General features: G+C 57.9%; 22 protein-coding genes. 15 read left to right on the top strand and 7 right to left on the bottom strand.

Annotated elements, in window-relative coordinates:
* Positions 1–97 precede the first annotated feature (97 nt).
* On the bottom strand, positions 98–652 hold the full coding sequence (locus ACR3EG_RS19850; RefSeq protein WP_142637470.1) for an ActR/PrrA/RegA family redox response regulator transcription factor: 555 nt from the start codon (positions 650–652) through the stop codon (positions 98–100).
* Between the two features lie 76 nt (positions 653–728).
* On the bottom strand, positions 729–1,349 hold the full coding sequence (locus tag ACR3EG_RS19845; RefSeq protein ID WP_480498035.1) for an SCO family protein: 621 nt from the start codon (positions 1,347–1,349) through the stop codon (positions 729–731).
* A 93-nt stretch (positions 1,350–1,442) separates the two neighbouring features.
* Here ACR3EG_RS19845 and regB point away from each other — a divergent pair, with 93 nt between their 5' ends.
* The 10 genes from regB to ACR3EG_RS19795 all read left to right on the top strand — a co-directional run bounded on the left by regB (position 1,443) and on the right by ACR3EG_RS19795 (position 14,041).
* Positions 1,443–2,840: a sensor histidine kinase RegB gene (gene regB, locus ACR3EG_RS19840; RefSeq protein ID WP_209196020.1), complete on the top strand. Its 1,398-nt coding sequence runs from the start codon at positions 1,443–1,445 to the stop codon at positions 2,838–2,840.
* A gap of 64 nt (positions 2,841–2,904) precedes the next feature.
* Complete coding sequence (locus tag ACR3EG_RS19835; RefSeq protein ID WP_480498038.1) at positions 2,905–4,413, top strand: PAS-domain containing protein; 1,509 nt, start codon at positions 2,905–2,907, stop codon at positions 4,411–4,413.
* A gap of 41 nt (positions 4,414–4,454) precedes the next feature.
* Complete coding sequence (gene tsaE, locus ACR3EG_RS19830) at positions 4,455–4,928, top strand: tRNA (adenosine(37)-N6)-threonylcarbamoyltransferase complex ATPase subunit type 1 TsaE (protein WP_480498039.1); 474 nt, start codon at positions 4,455–4,457, stop codon at positions 4,926–4,928.
* Complete coding sequence (locus tag ACR3EG_RS19825; protein WP_480498041.1) at positions 4,925–5,929, top strand: aminoglycoside phosphotransferase family protein; 1,005 nt, start codon at positions 4,925–4,927, stop codon at positions 5,927–5,929. Before tsaE ends, ACR3EG_RS19825 begins: the two co-directional genes overlap by 4 nt.
* Positions 5,926–6,612: a nucleotidyltransferase family protein gene (locus ACR3EG_RS19820; protein ID WP_480498043.1), complete on the top strand. Its 687-nt coding sequence runs from the start codon at positions 5,926–5,928 to the stop codon at positions 6,610–6,612. The genes ACR3EG_RS19825 and ACR3EG_RS19820 overlap by 4 nt, the downstream gene beginning before the upstream one ends.
* Positions 6,605–9,532, top strand: a complete 2,928-nt coding sequence (gene addB, locus ACR3EG_RS19815; protein WP_480498045.1) for a double-strand break repair protein AddB — start codon at positions 6,605–6,607, stop codon at positions 9,530–9,532. The genes ACR3EG_RS19820 and addB overlap by 8 nt, the downstream gene beginning before the upstream one ends.
* Positions 9,529–12,888 (top strand): double-strand break repair helicase AddA, encoded by a 3,360-nt coding sequence (addA, locus tag ACR3EG_RS19810; RefSeq protein WP_480498047.1) that lies wholly within the window; start codon positions 9,529–9,531, stop codon positions 12,886–12,888. The genes addB and addA overlap by 4 nt, the downstream gene beginning before the upstream one ends.
* A 60-nt stretch (positions 12,889–12,948) precedes the next feature.
* Positions 12,949–13,269: a thioredoxin gene (gene trxA / locus ACR3EG_RS19805; RefSeq protein WP_170355595.1), complete on the top strand. Its 321-nt coding sequence runs from the start codon at positions 12,949–12,951 to the stop codon at positions 13,267–13,269.
* A 65-nt stretch (positions 13,270–13,334) separates the two neighbouring features.
* A complete protein-coding gene (locus tag ACR3EG_RS19800) occupies positions 13,335–13,682 on the top strand; it encodes a Lin0512 family protein (RefSeq protein WP_480498049.1) in 348 nt (115 codons plus the stop codon).
* Entirely contained in the window at positions 13,682–14,041 is a 360-nt protein-coding gene (locus ACR3EG_RS19795) for a Lin0512 family protein (RefSeq protein WP_480498051.1), read from the top strand. Before ACR3EG_RS19800 ends, ACR3EG_RS19795 begins: the two co-directional genes overlap by 1 nt.
* A gap of 58 nt (positions 14,042–14,099) precedes the next feature.
* Here ACR3EG_RS19795 and ACR3EG_RS19790 read toward each other — a convergent pair whose 3' ends face one another.
* Entirely contained in the window at positions 14,100–14,294 is a 195-nt protein-coding gene (locus ACR3EG_RS19790) for a DUF1127 domain-containing protein (protein ID WP_170355739.1), read from the bottom strand.
* 197 nt (positions 14,295–14,491) lie between these two features.
* Here ACR3EG_RS19790 and hslV point away from each other — a divergent pair, with 197 nt between their 5' ends.
* Positions 14,492–15,043 carry an ATP-dependent protease subunit HslV gene (gene hslV, locus ACR3EG_RS19785; RefSeq protein ID WP_170755528.1) on the top strand — a complete coding sequence of 184 codons (552 nt, stop codon included), beginning with the start codon at positions 14,492–14,494 and terminating at the stop codon, positions 15,041–15,043.
* Between the two features lie 96 nt (positions 15,044–15,139).
* Here hslV and ACR3EG_RS19780 read toward each other — a convergent pair whose 3' ends face one another.
* On the bottom strand, positions 15,140–16,381 hold the full coding sequence (locus ACR3EG_RS19780) for an MFS transporter (RefSeq protein ID WP_209196012.1): 1,242 nt from the start codon (positions 16,379–16,381) through the stop codon (positions 15,140–15,142).
* A 163-nt stretch (positions 16,382–16,544) separates the two neighbouring features.
* Here ACR3EG_RS19780 and hslU point away from each other — a divergent pair, with 163 nt between their 5' ends.
* The 3 genes from hslU (at position 16,545) to ACR3EG_RS19765 (ending at position 20,266) form a co-directional block, all read left to right on the top strand.
* Positions 16,545–17,852: an ATP-dependent protease ATPase subunit HslU gene (gene hslU, locus ACR3EG_RS19775; RefSeq protein WP_170755526.1), complete on the top strand. Its 1,308-nt coding sequence runs from the start codon at positions 16,545–16,547 to the stop codon at positions 17,850–17,852.
* Between the two features lie 99 nt (positions 17,853–17,951).
* Positions 17,952–19,049 carry an alpha/beta hydrolase gene (locus tag ACR3EG_RS19770; RefSeq protein WP_480498054.1) on the top strand — a complete coding sequence of 366 codons (1,098 nt, stop codon included), beginning with the start codon at positions 17,952–17,954 and terminating at the stop codon, positions 19,047–19,049.
* Entirely contained in the window at positions 19,046–20,266 is a 1,221-nt protein-coding gene (locus ACR3EG_RS19765) for an MFS transporter (RefSeq protein WP_480498056.1), read from the top strand. Before ACR3EG_RS19770 ends, ACR3EG_RS19765 begins: the two co-directional genes overlap by 4 nt.
* On the opposite strand, the gene ACR3EG_RS19760 is transcribed toward ACR3EG_RS19765, so the two are convergent.
* Genes ACR3EG_RS19760 through ACR3EG_RS19750 form a run of 3 tightly spaced genes read right to left on the bottom strand, consistent with a single transcriptional unit; the run spans position 20,263 to position 22,540 of the window.
* Complete coding sequence (locus ACR3EG_RS19760) at positions 20,263–20,850, bottom strand: Smr/MutS family protein (protein ID WP_209196008.1); 588 nt, start codon at positions 20,848–20,850, stop codon at positions 20,263–20,265. The genes ACR3EG_RS19765 and ACR3EG_RS19760 overlap by 4 nt on opposite strands.
* Complete coding sequence (gene mltA, locus ACR3EG_RS19755; protein ID WP_480498058.1) at positions 20,850–21,884, bottom strand: murein transglycosylase A; 1,035 nt, start codon at positions 21,882–21,884, stop codon at positions 20,850–20,852. Before mltA ends, ACR3EG_RS19760 begins: the two co-directional genes overlap by 1 nt.
* On the bottom strand, positions 21,881–22,540 hold the full coding sequence (locus tag ACR3EG_RS19750; protein ID WP_170355605.1) for a Tim44/TimA family putative adaptor protein: 660 nt from the start codon (positions 22,538–22,540) through the stop codon (positions 21,881–21,883). The genes mltA and ACR3EG_RS19750 overlap by 4 nt, the downstream gene beginning before the upstream one ends.
* A 108-nt stretch (positions 22,541–22,648) precedes the next feature.
* Here ACR3EG_RS19750 and ACR3EG_RS19745 point away from each other — a divergent pair, with 108 nt between their 5' ends.
* Positions 22,649–23,137, top strand: coding sequence for an FxsA family protein (locus ACR3EG_RS19745; RefSeq protein WP_480498061.1), 489 nt, complete (start codon positions 22,649–22,651; stop codon positions 23,135–23,137).
* The last annotated feature ends 55 nt before the right edge of the window (positions 23,138–23,192 follow it).

The raw sequence follows: 23,192 nt of genomic DNA, 5'->3' as shown, positions 1-23,192 counted from the left end.
TTCCGCATGGTCTTTAGTCTAATCCATACGCACAACTTTTAGTTACTCAATTTATAGTCCGCAAGCATCCGCAAGCGTTTGACCAAACTTATAACTATTACCGCGGGCTGCGCTTCGCCAAAATCCGCTGCAACGTCCGACGGTGCATGTTCAGGCGGCGCGCAGTCTCGGACACGTTCCGGTCGCACAGCTCATAGACCCGTTGAATATGTTCCCAGCGCACGCGGTCCGCGCTCATGGGGTTTTCCGGGGGCGGGGGCAGTTCGTCGCCCTTGGCCAGCAGCGCGTTGGTGATGTCAGTGGCGTCGGCGGGTTTCGACAGATAATCGGTCGCACCGATCTTGACGGCGGCCACGGCGGTCGCGATCGCGCCATATCCAGTCAGAACCACAACCCGACTGTCGGGGCGCTTTTCGCGCAGAACTTCGACCACGTCGAGGCCGTTTCCGTCCTCAAGCCGCAAATCCACGACCGCATAGGCAGGTGGGCGGGCTGTGGATATGGCACGGCCTGCGGCGACCGAACCTGCGGTTTCGACCTCGAAGCCGCGCTTTTCCATGGCTTTGGCCAGACGTCTCAGAAAAGGCTCGTCATCATCCACCAGAAGCAGGGATTTGTCCGGGCCGATATCCAGATCAGAGCTGTCTGCCATATTCTATTCTTTCCGCTATTTCACGCCGTTGGCTTAGCTATGAGTAATAGCAGCGCCATTGCAAAGGTCAAACGGATCACAGTTTGTCCAGAAAACACCCGACCTTGTCGGCCATCTGTTCAGCCGAGTCATTGCGGTTGAAGAATTCAAGGAATCCGGTCTCGGGCGTCATCAGGTAGGTAAAGGTGGAATGGTCGACCAGATAGTATTCGTCACTTTTGTCATGAGCCTTGTAATAGGTCTTGTAAGCCTGGCTGGCGGCTTTGACCTGTTCGGGCGTGCCGGTCAGCGCAATGGTTTTACCACCCATGTTAAAGGCATAGTCGGCCACCACTTCGGGCGTGTCCCGGTCTGGGTCGATTGAGATGAACAGAGGCGTGACCGACTGGCCTCGCTCGGCCAGTATATCCACAGCCTCGGCATTGCGCGACATGTCGAACGGGCAGACATCGGGACAGAACGTATAGCCAAAATAAACCAGTGTCGGCTCGGTGATAACGTCAGTGTCAGTGACAGTCTGACCCTCTCCGTTGATCAATTCGAATGGGCCGCCAATGGCTGCGGTGCCGCCGGCGATTTGGCTGGACCGGCATTGCGCGAACTGATCATCCGATCCGGCACCTCGGGTCAGCAGCCACATGGCCCCCAGACCAATGGCAAGAACAACGGTGGCAAGAACGGCATAAAGACGGACCATGACTTCAATCCTAATGATCAGAGGGGTTGTTGATCGTTTCGGCCCGGACACCTATCAAGATGATCAGCCGATGCAACAGGACATAGTGAACCCATGGCCAATTCCAACATCACATTATGGCGTGGACAGGAACGCAGCAGCTGGATCAGGCTGCGCACGCTGATCCTGCTGCGCTGGGTTGCCATCATCGGCCAGATCACAGCCATCACCGTCGCCCAACAAACCTATCACGTCGAGCTGGATGTGATGCTGTGCTATCTGGCCATCGGGGTCTCGATCCTGGGCAACCTGACTGCGATCCTGATCTTCCCAAGAAACAAGCGCTTGTCAGAGTTCGAGAACTTCCTGATGGTTCTGTTCGACCTGCTGCAATTGACCGTTCTGCTGTACCTGACCGGAGGGCTGAACAATCCGTTTGCCTTGCTGCTTGTGGGGCCAGTGACGATCTCGGCCAATGTCATGAGCACCCGATCGACGTTGATCGTTGGCGTGGTTGCAATTGTTCTGACCACTCTGCTGGCCGAATTCCATGTGCCCTTGCGCACGGATGTCGGAATGGATCTTGAAATACCGGATATCCTGTTGTTCGGAAACTGGGCCGCGATCGTCATCGCGATCGTCTTTTTGGGTGCCTATTCACATCGTGTCAGTTCCGAAGTTCAATCCATGTCCGAGGCTCTGGCCGCCACGCATATGGCCCTGGCGAGAGAACAGAAGCTGACTGACTTGGGTGGGGTTGTTGCTGCGGCCGCGCATGAACTGGGCACGCCGCTGGCCACAATCAAATTGACCAGCTCGGAGTTGATCGAAGAACTGGATGACCGACCCGAACTGAAAGAGGATGCCGCGCTGATCCGGGAACAGGCCAACCGGTGCCGGGACATATTGCGCGACATGGGCAGGGCTGGAAAGGATGATCTGCATCTGCGACAGGCCCCTCTTTCAACCGTGGTGAACGAGGCTGCAGAACCACACATTCACCGGGGCAAAACCGTCCATTTTACCGAAGGCCCTGCGGATGACGGGGATGTTCAACAACCCTCGATCCTGCGCAAACCCGAAATCATTCACGGGTTGCGGAACCTGATCCAGAATGCGGTGGATTTTGCCCGCGCGAACGTTTGGGTTGAGGCGGAATGGAGCTCTGATCAGATCATTGTCAGCATCATGGATGACGGGCGCGGATATCCGTCTCAGATGATCGGGCGGATTGGCGACCCGTTCATGCGCCGCCGTCGCGCCGAAACCGATCAACGCGCACGCCCGGAATACGAAGGCATGGGTTTGGGCCTGTTCATCGCCAAAACCCTGCTGGAGCGCAGCGGAGCGGAACTGGATTTTGCCAACGGTTCAGACCCCTATCAGACCTTATCCGAGAACCCCGAACGTCGGGGAGCTATCGTAAAGGTCACTTGGCCGAGAAATCTGGTTGATGCGCAACAAGGAGACACCCCGGTCCCGTCTGGCGCAAACCAACGGATTCAGGTCTGAGTTAAGACCCCGTTAACCATTGGTAACCATAATCCGGTTTCGTAATTTCAGTTGCGGGGCGTTCATGGTCGACTGGTTCATTCTGGCTGTCATCAGCTTGGTCTCTGCCGGCCTTGCGGTGCAATGGCTGCTGCCGCGCCGTCGGCACAGGGGTGACAATTTCGGCCTATCCTCGCCCACGTCCTTGTTTGACGCGGTGTTTTTGTTCGACGATCAACGTCTGATCAGCCACTCGGATATCGCGCTAGAAGGGTTTGAAGAAGTCCGGTCGTGGCATGACCTGCGCCGTTTACTGCAGCGTGACTTTCCGACGTTTCCCGAAACTCCGGACTGCATTCGACAGGGGGGTAATTTGATCATCCCCGCCATAGACTGCACCGTTGAGCGTGACGTCATGTGCGAATGGATCGACGGCATAGTCAGGGTTCAGTTGCGTGAAAACAGCATCTGCCCTGCAACCATCCACCGTGAGGCGAACGATCCAATCCGCCTGGCAATGGAACGCGCGCCGTATCCCGTCTGGTTACTGGATGAACACGACACAGTTCGTTGGTGCAACGCAGCCTATATTTCGTTAGTGCGTAAAGTGCGAGGTCAGGATACAGATCTGACCGCGCCGTTGTTTCCCGGATCCGAAGAAGATGCCCGACTGGGTGGAAAGACGCGGGTTTCGATTTCGTCGGACGGCAGCGAAATCAAGCTTTGGTTCGATCTGACACGAGTCCACCATCCAGAGGGGCACTTATGTTACGCCGTCGACATCAACGCGATTGTCGACGCCGAAACCGCCCAGCGTAAATTTGTTCAGACGATGACCAAGACCTTTGCCCAACTGTCAATTGGCTTGGCGATTTTCGACCGCAACCGACAACTGGCCCTGTTCAACCCGGCCCTAATTGACCTGACCACCCTGCCCCCGGACTTCCTCAGCTGCCGGCCAAGCCTGTCCAGTTTCTTCGATAGGCTAAGGGATCAACACATGATGCCCGAACCCAAGAACTACCGAAGCTGGCGCAGTCAGATGAATGACCTGCTTGAGGCTGCCGAGGACGGGAATTATCAGGAAACGTGGTCGCTGCCCTCAGGGTCGGTTTATTCGGTTAGCGGCCGCCCCCATCCCGACGGTGCCGTCGCCTTTTTGTTCGAAGACATCACGGCCGAGATCACTCTGACCCGGAGGTTCCGTTCAGAAATGGACCTGATGCAATCGGTTCTGGACAAACTGGCGGATGCGGTCGCCGTTTTTGGCGATGACGGAACCCTGGCCTTTACCAATTACGCCTATCAAAATCTGTGGGGCGATAGCGGAGACTCGGGGTTTGATGCCGATTCAGTTCTGGATGTCACACGCAATTGGCAGGAACTTTGTACTGCATCCCCTGTTTTCGGTGAGATTCGAGAGTTTGTAGGGATGCGCGACAACCGGGCAGAATGGTCGGCAGAGTTGCGTATGCGCAATGGTGCTTCGCTTGAATGCACAATCTGCCCGATGCAAAACGGAGCGACAATTATCCGGTTTGCAACCGAAGATAAAACAGTTCTTCAACCTAAGTTACATCAGATCAGCGCCTGAACCGGGTTGCAGGCAAACCGGTGCGACGTCATTGTGGCGCCATGACGACCGCGCCCTTTGCAATCACCTTCAATTCGCCTTGTGAGACGGCAGATTTTGCCGCTCGGTTGGGCCGGATTCTACGTCCGGGCGATACTCTCTTGCTCGAAGGCGAAATTGGTAGCGGAAAAACCCACTTCTCCCGCAGTCTTATTCAATCGGTAATGAGCATCCCCGAAGACGTTCCTTCGCCAACATTCACGTTGGTTCAGGTTTACGACACCGAAATCGGAGAAATCTGGCACTGTGATCTTTACCGCCTTGGCGCAGTGGATGAGGTCGATGAGCTTGGCCTGACCGAGGCATTTGAAACAGCGATTTGCCTTGTGGAATGGCCTGACAAACTCGGGTCGATGCAACCTGAAAATGCCTTGACACTTTCGTTTGATACAGACCCTAACACTGTGGAAAAACGCCTTGTAACCCTTTCGTGGGTAAATACCGAATGGGCCAGCAGACTGGAGGCCGCGCAATGACAAACCGAGCTGTGCTGGCCGAAGCGCTGATCGCTCAGACCCCGTGGGCAAATGCGCAGCGTGCGCCTTTGGCCGGGGACGCCTCGAACCGCCGTTATGAGCGTCTGACCGATCCGGATACCGGCAAGACAGCGGTTTTGATGGACTCGCCACCGGGTCAGGCTGAACCCGTCGAAGCATTTGTCCGAATGGCAAACCATTTGCGATCCATCGACCTTAGCGCGCCCGAAGTTTATGCCGAAGATACCGAATATGGCTTTTTGTTGCTTGAGGATTTGGGCGACGATCTGTTTGCGCGCGTGCTGAGGCGATCTCCGACGTTGGAACGTGAATTCTACGAGGCAGCCACAGACGTTTTGATCACGCTGCACAGGGCACCGACGCTTTCACTGCCATCCTATGGCCCATCCTTGATGACGGAACTGGCCGCACTGTCGTTCACCAAATACGCCCAGTCGATTCAAGGATCGCATGACAAGGACGCACGGGATCGGTTCGAACACCGGTTTGCAGATATCCTGCACCGGGAAACTGCGGGAACAAAGGTTGTTGTCCAAAGGGATTATCACGCCGAAAACCTGATTTGGTTGCCTGAACGCGACGGCGTTGCCCGCGTCGGGTTGCTGGACTTTCAGACAGCTATGCTGGGCCATCCCGCTTATGATCTGGTCTCGCTTCTGCAAGATGTACGCCGGGATGTAGCACCTGGAACCGAAATGCGGATGGTTAACAGGTATATTCAGACAACCGGAGTGAACGACCACGATTTCCGCACCGCATATGCCGTTCTGGGAGCGCAACGAAACCTGCGTATTCTCGGTGTATTTGCCCGATTGGCGACGGAATATGGAAAACCGCAATATGTCGACCTGATCCCCGCGACATGGACGCATTTAATGCGCGATCTGGAACATCCCGCGTTGGTCACCGTGTCCGATCTGTTACGTGATGAGCTACCTTCACCGACACCGGAAAACCTTGCAAAGCTCAGACAATCATGACCGACAAGCCTGATGCCATCATGCTGTTTGCTGCCGGGTTCGGAACTCGTATGGGTGCGCTGACCAAGAATCGGCCGAAACCTCTGGTGGAATGCGCAGGCCGCCCGCTGATTGACCACGCGCTTGATATGGTCAACGACCTTGATCCAATTCGTAAGGTCGCCAACCTGCATTACCTGCCAGATCAGCTTGAGGCTCATCTTGCCCCCAAGGGCGTTTTGCTGTCCCATGAACAACCCGAAATTCTTGAAACAGGGGGAGGATTGCGCGCTGCATCACCTTTGTTAGGGTCTAATACTGTTTTCACCCTGAATTCAGATGCGATCTGGTCGGGGCCAAATCCACTTAGGATGCTTCGGGAAGCTTGGGATCCCAAAAAGATGGATGCGCTATTGATGTGCATACCCACAGACCAAGCCGTCGGACATGCGGGTCAGGGTGATTTCACCGCAGACTACGACGGTCGCATAACGCGCGGCCCGGGGCTGATTTATGGTGGCGCGCAGATCATGAAAACCAATGGATTGGCCGATATCCCGGACAAGGCGTTTTCGTTGAATGTTTTGTGGGACCGAATGCATCAGAACAGTCGGCTGTTTGGCCTGACATATCCCGGGCGCTGGTGCGATGTGGGCCGTCCCGAAGGGATCGCTTTGGCTGAAAGGATGTTGGCGGATGTTTGACCCCAGCGGTCTGCCCCGTGTATTTGCCGTTCCCCCCGGCACGGATTTTCCGGCCGCTTTGGTGAAAGGGTTGCGTCACCGCAGCAAGGACTGTCCGCCCGAGGAATTGGCCAAGGTGCAGCTGGTGGTAAACACAAGGCGAATGGCCAGACGTGTGCGCGAGTTGTTCGACCAAGGACCAGCCTGCCTTCTGCCGCGTTTGTCCTTGGTCACGGACTTGGGCGAAAGCGTTGACCTGGCTAGCGTTCCACCAGCTATTCCGGCACTACGCAGACGGTTGGAGCTGACACAGCTGGTCTCAAAACTGCTAGACCAACAACCTGATCTGGCGGCGCGATCTTCGCTGTTCGATTTGTCCGACAGTCTGGCCGCATTGATCGACGAAATGCAGGGCGAGGGCGTGTCGCCCGAGGCAATCGGGCAGCTGGATGTCAGCGACTTGTCTGGCCATTGGGCACGCGCGCAGGCCTTTATTGGGATCGCAGATCAATTCATCGACGCAGGACCCGATGCGCTGGACGCGCAGGCCCGACAGCGCATCGTCGTCGAAAACCTTATTGCGCGGTGGCAGGACGCACCCCCGCAACATCCGGTCATTCTGGCGGGATCTACCGGATCACGCGGCACCACACTGATGCTGATGGAGGCGGTGGCGCGCCTTCCACAGGGTGCTTTGATCCTGCCGGGGTACGACTTCGATCAGCCTGATCACGTCTGGCGGGGGTTGGACGATGCCCTGACCTCGGAAGATCACCCGCAATACCGATTTCACAAATTGATAACTCAGCTTGATCTGAGGCCCGATCAAGTCACGCCGTGGACACCTGATACACCTCCGTCACCCGCGCGTAACCGGTTGGTTTCCCTAGCATTACGCCCAGCACCAATCACGGATGCCTGGATGTCCGAAGGGCCCAAGCTGACAGATTTGGACGGCGCGACGAAAGACCTGACCCTGGTCGAGGCACAATCGCCGCGGGACGAGGCGCTGGCCATTGCCCTGCGCTTGCGGCAAGCGGCCGAGACAGGTCAAACCGCTGCTCTGATCACCCCGGACCGGATGCTGACACGGCAAGTCAGTGCTGCTTTGGATCGATGGAACATTCTGCCAGATGACAGCGCAGGTCTGCCGCTGCAACTTTCACCACCGGGGCGATTCCTGCGCCATGTGGCCGGATTGTTTACGCGACGGCTGGATGGCGAGGCCCTGCTGACGCTGCTAAAACACCCCCTCTGCCACGATGGTGGCGATCGCGGTACGCATCTGCTGCACACACGCGATCTGGAGCTTGACCTGCGGCGGCATGGGCCTCCGTTCCCGGACAGCCGCAGCCTGACCGGGTTTGCGATCCGCAAAGAGGTGCCGGATGATTGGGTGCGTTGGGTGTCGCATCACTTTTGCGACCAACAGGTGACTACAGATCTGCCACTATCGGACTGGGTCATCCGGTTGCGCGATCTGGCCGAAGCGATTTCAGCCGGAAATACCGGGGGTTCCGGTACGCTTTGGGACAAGAACGCAGGACAAAAGGCTTTGTCGGTTCTGACCGCACTTACGGAAGAAGCTGGTCATGGTGGTCCGATGACGGCGCATGACTTTGCGGATTTGCTGGGTGCATTGCTGTCAGGCGAAGAGGTCCGGGACCGCGACGCACCGCATCCCCATATCATGATCTGGGGAACACTCGAGGCACGAGTACAGGGTGCAGATCTACTTATCCTTGGTGGCTTGAACGAAGGCAGTTGGCCCGAGGCCCCAAGCCCTGATCCCTGGCTGAACCGCCAGATGCGCGCCAAGGCAGGATTGTTGTTGCCCGAACGGCGGATTGGTCTGTCGGCGCATGATTTCCAACAGGCCATCGGCGCGCCCGAGGTCTGGCTGACCCGGGCCACCCGATCCGATGATGCCGAAACCGTGCCGTCGCGCTGGTTGAACCGTTTGACGAACCTGTTGCAGGGCCTGCCGGAACAGGGCGGTCGAGCCGCCCTTTCGGCCATGCGCGGGCGCGGGCAGAAATGGCTGAACTGGTCGGAACAACTTGAAATCGCGCCCGAAATTCCGGCGGCCTCGCGCCCGTCTCCGCGCCCTCCGGTCACGTCGCGCCCGCGTCGCCTGAGCGTGACCGAGATCAAGCGCCTGATACGGGACCCCTATGCGATTTACGCCAAACATGTGCTGCGGCTGCGGCCTCTGGACCCGTTGGTGCAGGCCCCCGATGCATTGTTGCGTGGCATCGTGATCCACGAGATTCTGGAACATTTCGTCAAGGACAGCGTACTGGATACCGCACTGCTGACCCGCGAAACCTTTCTGAAACGCGCCGAAACCCTGCTGGATCAACATGTGGCTTGGCCCACCGCCCGCAAATTGTGGCTGGCACGACTGGAGCGGATCGCCGATGATTTCTTAATCGCCGAAACCGCCCGGCGCGGCGATGGTGGGCCGGTGGCGTTTGAGGCCGCGATGAAGCTGGTGCTAGAGCCGCTGAATTTTACCATCGCAGGCCGCGCCGACCGGATCGACCTGAACAGCCGCGGCGCGCTGCGGTTGGTGGATTACAAAACCGGTGCGCCTCCGACCGAAAGCCAGCAGTCCAAGTTTGACAAGCAACTGCTGATCGAAGCCGCCATGGCCGAGCAGGGCGGGATCGAGGGTTTTGACCCTCTGCCCGTGGCCGAGGCGGTGTTTATCGGCATGGGCGGCAGCTACAAAGAGGTACCCGCACCCTTGGCCAAGGAACCGACCGACAAGGTTCTGGCCGAGTTGAAAGAGCTAATTTCAGCCTATTTAGAGCCTGATCAAGGCTTCTCATCCCGCCGGATGCTGCACAAGGACACCGACATTGGGGATTACGATCACCTAGCCCGGTTCGGCGAATGGGACCGCACCGCAGAAACCAAGCCAGAGGATCTGACATGAGCGCCCGCAACGACGCGACCGAGCGACAGGTGCAGGCCGCGCGGCCCGATGCCTCGACCTGGCTGGCAGCGAATGCGGGCTCGGGCAAGACGCGGGTTCTGACCGACCGGGTGGCGCGGCTTTTGCTGGATGGCGTGCAGCCGCAGCACATCCTGTGCTTAACTTACACCAAGGCCGCCGCCAGTGAGATGCAGAACCGGCTGTTTAAACGGCTGGGCGAATGGGCGATGCTGGGTGACGAAGCGCTGCTGGCGCAACTGACCGATCTGGGCGTCCCGGGCCGGATTGATCCCGACCGTCTGGCACAGGCCCGCACGCTCTTTGCCCGCGCGATTGAAACGCCGGGCGGGCTGAAAATCCAAACGATCCACTCCTTCTGCGCGTCACTTCTGCGGCGATTCCCGCTGGAGGCCGGGGTCAGCCCGCAGTTTTCCGAGATGGAAGACCGCGCCGCCGCCCTGCTGCGCGAAGAAATCGTCGAGGACTTTGCCGAAGGCCCGCAGGCCGCTCTGATCGAGGATGTGGCGCGGTTTGTCACCGATACCGGGTTCGACAATCTGACCGCCGCGATCACCCACAAGCGCAACCTGTTTGCGCAGCCCTTGGGCTGGGCCGATCTGCTGGACCGGTTCGACCTGCCCGACAGATTCGACGAAGACGCGCTGAAAGCGCGCGTGTTTCTGGGCGGTGAGGTCGACTTGATCCGCGCGATCCTGCCTGCGCTAACGGAAAGCGGCGGCAATAACGCCAAGGCAGCGGCAAAACTGGCCGCGTTCACCGATCCCCGGATCAGCAGTCTGCCCATCTTGGAAAGCGTGTTTCTGACCGGAAAGGCCGCCAAAGAACCCTTTACCGCCAAGATCAACGCGTTCCCGACCAAAGCCCTGCGCGAAGGCGCATTGGCCGGGCAGATGCCGCAGCTTGAGGCGCTGATGCTGCGCATCGAGGCTGCGCGGGAACAACGGCTGGCGCTGGTGGCGGCGCGCAAGACCCATGTGCTGCACCGGTTCGCCTCTGCCTTTCTGCCAGAATATGAGCGCCGCAAGCAGCTGCGTGGCTGGCTGGATTTCGACGACTTGATACTGCGCGCGCGGCAAGTGCTGAACGACCCGGCGGTTGCCGAATGGGTGCTGTACCGGCTGGATGGCGGCATCGACCACATTCTGGTGGACGAGGCGCAGGACACCAGCCCCGACCAATGGGATGTGGTCGAGAAACTGGCGCAGGAATTCACCAGCGGCGAGGGGGCAAGATCGGGGGTTGAGCGCACGATCTTTGTGGTCGGCGACAAGAAACAGTCGATCTATTCCTTTCAGGGCGCGGACCCTGCAACCTTTGACCAGATGCAGCAGGAATTCGGGCGGCGATTGATCAATTCAGGCTCTAAACTTGAGAGTTTGGAGCTGGAATATTCCTTCCGCTCGTCCAGCGCGATCCTGTCCTTGGTCAATATCCTGTTCGAAGGCCACGCCGAGGCCGGGTTTCAGGACAAAGCCTTGCACCGCGCGTTCAAAACCAGCCTGCCGGGGCGGGTCGATCTGTGGCCGGTGGTCGAAAAGGTCGAGGATGAAGAAGACAGCGACTGGACCGATCCCGTCGATCGCCCCGGCGCGCGACATCACACGGTCATTCTGGCCGAAAAGGTGGCACACTCGATCAAAGAGATGATCGACCGGGGTGAAACGATCCCCGAGGATGGCGACTCCCCCGGCGCATTCGTGCGGCGCAAGTTGCAGCCGGGCGATTTCCTGATCCTTGTGCAGCGCCGGTCCGATCTGTTTGCCGAGATCATCCGCGCCTGCAAGGCCCTGCGCCTGCCCATCGCCGGGGCCGACCGGCTGAAGGTCGGGGCGGAGCTGGCGGTGAAAGATCTGGCCGCGCTGCTCAGCTTTCTGGCCACGCCCGAAGACAGCCTGTCGCTGGCCACTGTGCTGAAATCACCGTTATTCGGGTGGAACGAGCAGCAGCTTTTCGATCTGGCACACCGACGGTCCGAGCAGTTCCTATGGGCCGCCCTGCGCCACCGGGCCGAGGATTTCCCCGAAACGCTTGAGATTCTGAATGACCTGCGCGGCCAGATCGACTTTCTGCGCCCCTATGACCTGATCGAACGCATCCTGACCCGCCATGACGGACGGCGCAAATTGCTGGGCCGTCTGGGGGCCGAGGCCGAAGACGGCATCAATGCTCTGCTGTCGCAGGCGCTGGCTTATGAGCGCACGGATATTCCCAGCCTGACCGGCTTTCTGGTCTGGATGCAAACCGACGATCTGGAAATCAAACGGCAGATGAGCGGTGTCGGAAACATGATCCGGGTGATGACAGTGCATGGATCGAAGGGGCTGGAGGCTCCGATCGTAATCCTGCCCGATACCGGAAAACGGCAGGCCCCCCGCGATGCCGAGATCATGGTAGGCGAGGGGGTGCCTTTGTGGAAAGTGCCCGCGGATGCCTCACCCGCGTTGATTGCTCAAGCCCGGTCTGAGGCCCGCGCGCGGGAAGAGAATGAGCGCCTGAGATTGCTCTATGTGGCTCTGACACGGGCAGAAAAGTGGCTGATCGTCGGGGCTGCGGGCGACGTCGGCAAGGATGGCACCAGCTGGTATCAGATGGTCGCGGGGGCAATGGCGCGGGCAGGGGCCACGCAACTGCCAGGCTCGGAAACTCTGCGCCTGTCGCATGGGAAATGGGACGCGCTGCCGCTTGTCGAAGAGGAACAGGCCGAAACCACGCAGACTGATCTGCCCGCAATGTTTGAATCCCCCGCCACGTCGCCTTTGCCGCAGTCCGAGACGCTCAGCCCCTCGAATCTGGGTGGAGCCAAGGCGCTGCCGGGTGATGCGGGGCAGGATGAAGAGGCCGCCAAACTCAGGGGCACTCGCCTGCATCTGTTGCTGGAACACCTGCCCAGCGCACCACATCAGGACTGGCCGCAGCTTTGCGCCAGAATACTTCCCGATATGCAAGACATCGAACCCAACGATCTGCTGGCGGAGGCAAAGGCCGTTCTGACCTCGGACCACTTGCGGCCTGTCTTTGCGGAAAACACGCTGGCCGAAGTTCCTGTTAGCGCAGATCTGGGCGGTCAACGAATGCATGGGGTGATTGACCGACTGATCGTAACCGAAACTGAAGTGCAGGTGATTGATTTTAAATCAAACGCCACCGTTCCAAAGGTCCCGACTGCGTGCCCCGAGGGTCTTTTGCGGCAGATGGGAGCTTATGCGCAAGCGATGGCCCAAATCTATCCCGACCGAAATGTGAAAACCGCCATCCTATGGACCCGTACCGCGCAGTTGATGTGGTTGCCACACGAACTTGTGACCCAAGCACTGACCCGCGCCCAGATACCTTGACCTCAGGATACCCCGTGCCTAGGTTCTGAAGCCAAGCATTCCCCATTCAGGAGACAGAATATGTCGACCGTAGCCGTAACCGACGATACCTTTGACGCCGAAGTCAAGAATTCCGACATCCCTGTTGTTGTCGATTTCTGGGCCGAATGGTGTGGCCCCTGTAAGCAAATCGGCCCCGCTCTGGAAGAGCTGGCGACCGAGTATGGCGGCAAGGTGAAAATTGCCAAGGTAGACGTGGACAGCAACCCGAACGCCGCTGCAGCGATGGGTGTACGCGGTATTCCCGCGCTGTTCATCTTCAAGGACGGTCAGGTTGTTTCGAACCGCGCAGGCGCAGCACCCAAAGCCGCGCTGCAAAGCTGGATCGAAGAGTCCATCTGATCTATTGGATCAACCGAAATAAAAGGCGTCCCACTAGGGGCGCCTTTTTTGTGACCGAGGATCAAATGGCTAAAACACGTGTTCTTGTTGAATTTGGCATGGGAACGTCCTTGCGCCGCCAAGACTATACCGAGGCTGCGCTGCGCGCGATCAAGGATGCCTTGTGGCACAACTCGGTCAATATGGCAGAGCTGTTCGGCTTTCCGAAAGAGGCCATGATCATTGATGCCGAAATCGGCGTAGCCCAACCGGATAAGGTAGATGTCGAGGCGTTAAAGGCCGTTTTTCCCTATGGGAGACCTTCGATCCAGGTCAATCAAGGGGGATTGGATATAGAAAAGCCTGATGCGCAAGGTCACACCGTTATCGCCAATGCCGCAATCATAGTCTCGTTTGATATGGAGGCCGTTTGATGGGCGAGAAACGAATTATCCTTGAGATGGGCACTGGAAATGACCTGTACGGGCAGGATTACACAAAGGCCGCAAGACGCGCAGTGCAGGATGCGCTGCACCATTCCTCGATCACGCTTTTTTCCAAGCTTGGTGTGGATCACACAGCGATGCGGGTTCAGGTGACGATCGGGGTACAACAGCCGTCAGCTGTGGACTGTGATCAGGTGGCTGCTGATTTGCCACGCGGTCGGGCGCAGGTTCGTGCGGTTCAAGGTGGGCTTGATGTCGTTGACCCGGACGGGGGGCGTCATGTCGTGGCCACCGCTTCGATCGAGGCATTTCTGCCTGACATGGACGGCCAATACAAACTGTCCTGAAAAAGAAAAAGCCGCTCGACTTCGAGCGGCTTGTCTAAGCGGGTATCCTGATTGCGGATCAGAATTTTTCGATATCCGCACGGCACAGACCGACATCGTCCAGCTGGGTGTCGGAGAGTTCCCACAACAGCTTGCGTGTCTTGCGGGATTCATTCCACGCCAGTGCCTTTTCATAGGTTCCGAAGAACGCGTCCACTACATGCAGGATGGTAGCTGCTCCGAGCGGCGCATGGATATTTGCGGTGGTTGCCATTTGCGCATTCCTTGTAACTGAAACAGCCGACCCTTCGTCGGTTGTGAGGCTCATGTAGGATCAAAGCCCGAGTCTCACAATTGCTAGTCCGGTAACCCCGAATTGCACTCAATGCATATCTTTTGAGCAGTTTGTGAACTGTTGCGCTGAACGCACGCCCGGCCCATATAGGATGCCAGCGAATTACGGAGGCCCCAATGGCAGACAGCGATTTTCCCGGTTGGCACGGCACGACAATTATTGGCGTCAAGAAAGGCGGCCAAGTGGTGATTGCCGGGGATGGGCAGGTCAGTCTGGGCCAGACCGTGATCAAAGGCACCGCCCGCAAGGTACGCCGCCTGTCGCCCGGCGGGTTCGAGGTTGTGGCTGGTTTCGCCGGATCAACAGCCGATGCGTTCACTTTGCTGGAACGGTTGGAAGCCAAGCTTGAGGCAACGCCGGGCCAATTGGCCCGCGCCTCGGTCGAGCTGGCGAAAGACTGGCGCACCGACAAATACCTTCAAAAGCTTGAGGCGATGCTCATCGTCACCGACGGCAAAGACCTTTTGGTGATCACCGGGGCAGGGGACGTGCTAGAGCCTGAACACAACGTCGCCGCCATCGGGTCGGGTGGCAATTTTGCATTGGCCGCCGCCCGCGCGATGATGGACAGTGACAAAAACGCCGAAACCGTGGCGCGCGAGGCAATGGCCATTGCCGCCGATATTTGCGTCTACACCAACGGCAATCTGACGGTCGAGGAAATCTAAGACGTTCTGCGTTTAATTCGGTGAAATGCATCTAAATGCGCGTTCGACCGCAGGGAGAGGCAGCGTATTTCGATTCAAATCAAACGCAAAACTGTCTCAGGCCAATAGCGCCTTGATCTCTTTCCCTTTCCAGCGGCGGTGCATGCCGATCAGGCCCAGTATCGCCGCGACGATGACGATATAGTAGGGCACGCGAATGTCGATGCTCATCAATCCGCCGCCAATCAGAGACATGATCCCTCCAGCCAGGCAGAAGACGGCTGTCGTCACGCCCATGACCCAGCCCTGATCGGTTTCGCTGACACTTGCTGAAAACAAACCCAGTAAAGTCGGATAAGACACCCCGAAGAAGAAATAGAAAAAGAACACCGGCACGTAACTGAGAACACCGCTGGGGCTAAAGGCGAAACCAAAGCCACAAATCACCATTGTGATCAGCGAGACATAAATGATCTGATGCTTGCTGAACCTTTGTTGTGCTGGTTTCACCAGAAAGGTGCTGGAAAAGGCCAGGGCAAAGCCGATGACGACCATGGCCATGCTCCCTCCGATGACGCCATAGCCAAAACGACTGGTCAGATAATTGTCGACGAACACATAGAAGGTGACGTTGGCGATCATGAAGAAGGAATAGACTGGCAGGATCTTCAGGACCATCGGATGCCCGCGCACCGCAATCAGGCTGTCGGTGATATCGCGGGGGCGAAACACGAAAGCAGTCCGCTCGGTCCTTGTGTCTTTGAAAAAGGTCATCACCATAAAGATGGCGATCAGCACCAGAACAAACGCGCCGTAGAACGGCATCTTGAGCGTGGCATAGCTGCCCAGCAAAGTGGCGTCGGACAGAACGGCGCCGATGATGGGCCCTCCGACCAGGCCAAAGCTGACGCCAGTAACGATGTACCCCATGTTACGATCCCGGTCGGCGGCATCCGTGCTGCCATCAATCATCGCCGCCTGCGCGATGGGTTGGTTTCCGGCCGTGAACCCCGTGATTGAACGCCCGATGATCAACAGCAGCAGGCTGTTGAGATAAAGTGAGGCGATCGTCAGCGCATAGCCCACAAGCGCCCCACCCAGACAGACCAGCAGCGCGTTCTTGCGCCCGATGGAATCCGAGACCTTGGACACATAAACCACCCCAAGAAACCACGACAGAAAGAAGCACCCGATCACCAGACCGTAGTAGAAATGCCGCCGTCCCATCGGCGTACTTTCGGGCAGAAAACTGGACGACGTCTCCATGATCAGCGAGTTGATGATCGGAAAGACCAGACCCTGACCCAGCAGGTCCACAAACACCACAAACAACAGGGTGATCTTGGCAATTTTCGTCATTTTCAAGCTCCTGACCTTCAGGCCACCGTAACAGAATGGGCGCTTTTCACCTATGGAAAGCAATTGCAAACACGATAGGGCGTTGCTAACCAACGCTGCCGCTGTTGTTTTCACCTGTGCGGTGACTACGTAAGCCAAACCGCTGATCGAAAGGACTGCACCCGTGACCGACCTGACCCCGCGCGAGATTGTCTCGGAACTGGACCGTTTCATTATCGGTCAGAAGGATGCCAAACGCGCGGTCGCCGTGGCGCTACGCAACCGCTGGCGGCGCAAACAACTGGCCGATGACATCCGGGACGAGGTTTATCCCAAGAACATCCTGATGATCGGACCCACCGGCGTCGGCAAAACCGAGATCAGCCGCCGTCTGGCGAAGCTGGCTCGCGCCCCCTTTATCAAGGTTGAGGCCACAAAGTTCACCGAAGTGGGTTACGTCGGCCGCGACGTCGAACAGATCATCCGCGATCTGGCCGATGCGGCGATCATCCAGACCCGCGAGTATATGCGCGAGGATGTGAAAGCGCGCGCCTATCAAGCCGCCGAAGACCGGGTGATCGAAGCCATCGCTGGGGAAGACGCCCGTGAAGGCACGCGCGAGATGTTCCGCAAAAAACTTAAAGCCGGCGAGCTGGATGACACGGTGATCGAACTGGAGCTGGCCGACAGTTCAAACCCGATGCCGATGTTTGACCTGCCCGGTCAGCCCGGCAGCCAGATGGGGATGATGAATCTGGGCGATATCTTCGGTAAAGCGTTCGGCGGGCGCACCGTCAAAAAACGTATGACCGTGGCCGAAAGCTATGACGCGCTGATCGGGGAAGAGGCCGACAAGCTGCTGGACGATGAAACCGTCAACCGTGTGGCCTTGGAGTCAGTCGAACAGAACGGCATCGTCTTTCTGGATGAGATCGACAAGGTCTGCGCCCGGTCCGATGCGCGCGGTGGCGATGTCAGCCGCGAGGGGGTGCAGCGCGACCTGTTGCCCTTGATCGAGGGCACCACTGTCAGCACCAAACATGGCCCGGTGAAAACCGATCATATCCTGTTCATCGCCTCTGGCGCGTTCCACATCGCCAAGCCCTCGGACCTGTTGCCGGAATTGCAGGGGCGTCTGCCGATCCGGGTGGAACTGCGCGCGCTCACCGAAGAGGATTTCGTGCGTATCCTGACCGAGACCGACAACGCCCTGACCCGCCAGTACACCGCGCTGATGGGCACCGAAGAGGTTACTGTCAGTTTCACCGATGACGGCATCGCGGCGCTCGCCAAGATCGCGGCGGATGTGAACCAAAGCGTCGAAAATATCGGCGCGCGTCGGCTCTATACGGTGATGGAACGCGTGTTCGAGGAACTCTCGTTCACAGCACCCGATCAGGCCGGAGTGGAAATCACTGTGAATGCGCAATTTGTCGACGACAATCTGGGCGAATTGACCAAATCCACCGATCTCAGCCGTTACGTTCTGTAACGCATCCGGCTGATTATTGCCGCCTGTGCCAACCTGCCTCGCTGGACGCGGGGCGGGAATGCGTTAGCCTAGGGCCAAACCTCTAAAGGGCCGTTTCCCGTGCTGCGTTACCTTCTGATTATCCTGACCGCGACGACTCTGACCGCCTGCGTGGATCGCACCGTGTCCAAAACTTTGCCATCTGCGCTGAACGTCGGAACGGCCGAGACCATTTTTGCCACCACCACCCGCGCGCGCGAAGTGGATGGATCATATGGGTTCAAACGCGGTGAGACACTGCAATTTCTGGAGATGACAGTCTCTATCCCGCCCAACCACACGCCGGGAACGCTGGATTTTTCTTACGCCAATCCAAACCCTGAAAAACAGTTTGTCATGGCCGGGGTCGAAGAATTGCAGGGGCCCAAAGACATGAAATCACGCCTCAAAGGCGCAGATGAGGTGTCGATATTTATTCATGGGTACAACACCACACAGGCAGAAACCGCCTTTCGTGCCGCTCAGCTTAGTCACGATCTGAACATCCCCGGCGCGACAATGGTCTATTCCTGGCCCAGTCAGGCCACGGGATATGGCTATGCCTATGATCTGGACAGTATGCTGTTTGCCCGCGACGGGCTGGAAAAAACCGTCCGCCACCTGAAATCCATGGGTGTCAAACGCGTGGTTCTGGTGGCGCATTCCATGGGCACCGCCCTGACGATGGAGATGATGCGACAGGCCGAGCTGCGTGAACCCGGATGGTCCAAGCGCAACATCGAGGGGGTTGTTCTGATCGCGCCGGATCTGGATGTAGATCTGTTCCGGTCCCAGATGGATGTCATCAAGACCCCACCTGACCCCTTCATCGTCATCGTCTCGCAAAAAGACAAGCTGCTGAGCATCTCGGCCCGGCTGCGCGGCACTACCAAGGGCGAACGGCTGGGCAATATCAGCTCGACCGATGCGCTGGCCGAGTACAAGATCAGCATTCTGGACACGACGGCCTTTAATGATGACGCAGAATCCTCGCATTTCGTGGCTGCAACTTCGCCTGCATTGCTTGCGATCATCGGGTCGGCCCGCCGGGTCAGCAATACATTTGGCACCGAACAGCGGGGCATCGACGTGATTGCCCCAGCAAGCATCCGCAACCCGACCGGCGCGACCGAGATCGTTCTGACCGAAACAGGACAAGCGCAGGTCAGCTCTCCGTGACGCAGTTTCAGGCTGCCCGGTTTCTACGTGACAACGGGGCTTGGTTGGGTGCGGGCGTGGTTCTGACATTCCTGTCCAGTTTCGGTCAGACCTTTTTCATTTCGGTTTTTTCGGGCGAGATTCGTACCGCCTATGGGTTGAGCCATGGGGCGTGGGGTGGGTTGTATTCGCTGGGCACCACAGTTTCCGCCGTCGTCATGATCTGGGCCGGAGGTTTGACGGATATCTTCCGTGTGCGTGTGCTGGGCCCTGCCGTTCTGGCCGGATTGGCGCTGGCAGCATTGGCCATGGCGCTCAATAGCCTGTTGTTCCTGTTGCCGGTCGTAATCTTTCTGCTGCGCTTGTTTGGTCAAGGCATGAGCACCCATCTGGCCATGGTCGCAATGGCGCGCTGGTTCACCGCGACACGGGGCAAGGCGCTGTCAATCGCTTCGGTCGGGTTTGCGGTGGGCGAAGCATTGCTGCCAGTGATCTTTGTGGCCGCGATGGTGTTTGTGGACTGGCGGTTCCTTTGGGGGGTATCCGCCGGAGTGATACTTTTGGGAATCCCGGTCCTACTGCTTCTGCTGCGGAAAGAACGCACCCCGCAAAGCCTGGCCACCGAGTATTCCTCGGTCGGTATGCAAGGGCGCCACTGGACCCGGAGGCAGGCACTGCTGAACCCGCTTTTCTGGTTCATGACCCCTGCAATACTAGGGCCATCCGCCTTCATCACTGCGTTCTTCTTTCATCAAGTGCACCTGGCTGAAATCAAAGACTGGCGACATATTGAACTGGTGGCCCTGTTTCCGGTCTATACCGGGGTTTCGCTGCTTTCGATGTTTGCAGCGGGCTGGGCTTTGGACAAATGGGGCACTGCGCGGATGATGCCGTTTTACCAATTACCTATGGCAATTGGTTTCATGATCGTCTCAGCCACAGATACACTGGGAGGAGCTTCACTAGCGTTGATCTTTCTGGCCCTGACTGTCGGAGCAAACAGTACCCTGCCCAGCGCTTTCTGGGCCGAGTTTTATGGAACCCGCCATATTGGGGCGATCAAGGCGATGGCCACGGCGGTCATGGTATTGGGTTCAGCGATCGGTCCCGGTTTGACAGGAGTTCTGATTGATCAGGGTGTGGCACTGCACAAACAGTTCTTATGGATCGGTGTTTTCTTTGTTGCCGTTAGCGCGTTGGTCTGGATCGGAATTACACGCGCTGTCCGCGCGCTTTAGCGCGTGCGCCGCAGGTAGACGTAATACGCGCCATCACCGCCATGACTGATATGCGCAGGAGTAACCTGCAAAACCGCCTGCGCCAGCGGCGGGATCGACAGCCAATGCGGCACTTGATTGCGTAGAACGCCGCGCGGGGTGGGAATGGGACCGGGTTCATCCCGATCCTTGCCTTTACCGGTCACCACCAGAACCAGACGTTTGCCCTGTGCCTGCGCGGTCAGCACAAATCGGACAAGAGCAGGATGGGCCGTGTCCATGCGCATTCCATGAAGGTCCAGCTTGCCCTCTGGCTTGATCTTGCCGCGCTTCATGCGGCCAAATGCCTTGGTGTCCATCTGCACCGGGCTAGCCCGCAGCCGATCCGTGACAGAGGGCTGCAGCGAATTGCGCGATGGCTTGGCTGGCGCTGTTTGGCCAAGCTCGAACGGGTCGACCCGCGCTTTGGGCGTTTTGGTCGGCTTGGGCTTGGGCAGTTGGGTCGGATGTACGGATTGTGGCAACTCGGGATGCATCCGTTCAGCTTGTTTGGCAACTTTGCGCCATAGCTCGATCTCGTCCTCGGTCAGTTTGCGCCGGGTCATCAGAATGCATCCGGCAACAGCGCATAGGCGCGCTGGATTGGCAGCAAAACGACCATGCGCCCCGAATCCTTAAGACGACCAGCAGCACGGCCAGCCTCGTCCCCGGTTCCAAAGAAGATATCTGCCCGCTGCGCGCCTTTGATTGCGGCCCCGGTGTCCTGTGCAATCATCAAGCGGCGCAAAGGATCTTTGCCGTCCTTTTCGACCCAGACCGGTGCGCCCAGCGGAGTATAGGCCGGATCAGCGGCAATACTGCGCATGGTCGTGACAGACCGATTCATTGCGCCCAACGGCCCAAACTCGGGTGCCACGCGCGTGACCTCTCGGAAAAACACGTAAGAGGGGTTGTGAAACAGCAGTTCGGCACCGGCCTCGGGGTTTTTGCGGACCCAGGATTTTATCATCTGCGCACTGACCTGATGCGCAGCCAATGCACCTTGTCGGATCAGCTCTTTCCCGATCGAACGATACGGATGGCCGTTCGCCCCGCCATAGCCCACGCGCAATCCACCACCATCGGGCAGACGAATACGGCCCGAGCCTTGAATCTGCAAAAAAAACAGCTCGACCGGGTCATCGACCCATGCAATCTCAAGCCCGCGGCCGTTCATTGCCTCGCCTGTCAAAATATCGCGGCGGCTCAACCAAGGTCCATCGGCCCGTGCCTCGGGGGGCATTTTGTAGATCGGGTATTTGTACCGTTCGGTCCGCGTGCGAGAGCCATCCAGTTCGGGTTCAAAATACCCCGTGAACAGGGCATCATCGCCGTCCTCGACCAGAACGGGGCGAAAGAACAGTTCAAAAAAGGAACGTGCAGCATCCGCCTGGTAGGTGCGGGCGACAGCACACAGGGCGCGCCAGTCCGGATCTTCCAGATCTCCACATGTGTTCAAGAAAACTGAAAGGGCCGCACCGTGGTCATCGGCGGCCCAGCCATCAAGATCGTCAAAAGACAGAATGGAACGCGTCGCTTCGGCGCTGGCAGAGGTTGCCATCACAGCCCCCAGCAAAAGCGACCGAAGCGTAGCAATCATGCGTCCGTGGCAACAAGCAGCCAGTTAGGATCGTCCGAGCCCATGACGCGGGCAAAGGTCCAGCTGTCCTTTTGGCGTTTGACGGTGTTGGGGTTGCCTTCGATGATATCCCCACCACGATCCCGCACGACCGATGTCAGCTCACCCACAAATCGCATGGTGATTTCGGCCTCGTTGGTGTCCTTGTCAAACTTCACATCAGCCAGGGCGGTTTCCCGCACACCGATAAACTCGGCCTCGATAGTCAGACCCTGATCTTCGCGAGAGGCGACCACCGAGACAAATGTGTCAAACACTTCTTCGGACAAGAAGGGCTGGATTTCATCCAGATTGCCCTTTTCGAACCCCATGACGATCATCTCATAAGCACCGCGGGCGCCTTGGACGAATTCGCTGACAGAAAAGCCGGGCTCAATCCGTTTCATCGCGGCCAGGGATTGGGCCTGCTCGCTGTCTTCGGCGACGTGGTCGGTGATGTCGTGATCCGGGCCACCTTCGATCACCTCGAAGTCTCGGCGCGATTTATGCGCTTCCGGCTGCTGTTGAACGGGGGGCTTTTCAAATCCCTCACGCGTCCCCAGCACGCTTTTAAGGCGTAGGATCAGGAAAACGGCAATTCCGGCCAGGACCAGCAACTGGATCATCGGTTCGTTCATTTCATCCTCTTTATCAGACCGCAGCTTTGTATACGCGGCCTCATGCCACTATGTAGGTGACAGTTCGGGACAAGTCTACTGCCCGACCTGTAGTAAAGGATAACGCTTATGTATCTGTTTCTGGCATTTTTGCTGGTTCCGATCATCGAAATCGCCCTGTTCATTCAGGTCGGAGGTCTGATTGGCCTGTGGCCCACGCTTGCAATCGTCGTTGTGACCGCTGTTATGGGTACTGCTTTGGTCAGGACACAAGGTCGCATGGCACTGGCAAATCTGCAGCGTTCCTTTGCTGACCTTGACGATCCGACCGAGCCATTGGCCCATGGAGCGATGATCCTGCTGTCCGGTGTATTGTTACTGACGCCAGGCTTTTTCACCGACGCGGTCGGATTTGCCCTTCTTATTCAGGGGGTTCGCGTCGCTGTATTTCGATATCTGAAATCAAAAGTGCAGATCACTCAATTCCAGATGGGTACAGGCGCGCAGTTTCGCGGTGGCCCCAACCCATCGGGTGATGACGTGATTGATGGGGAATACACCGAAGTTCAACCCCGTCGGGACCCATCAAAACCATCGAAATGGGTGGATGGCCCGTGACCTGCATTGAGGTGCCGCGCCCAACTTGCTAAGCAATGGCGGATTTTAGTTTCGG

It is taken from the genome of Ruegeria sp. AM7 (assembly GCF_056535965.1).
This window is presented reverse-complemented; position numbering and strand designations above follow the sequence as displayed.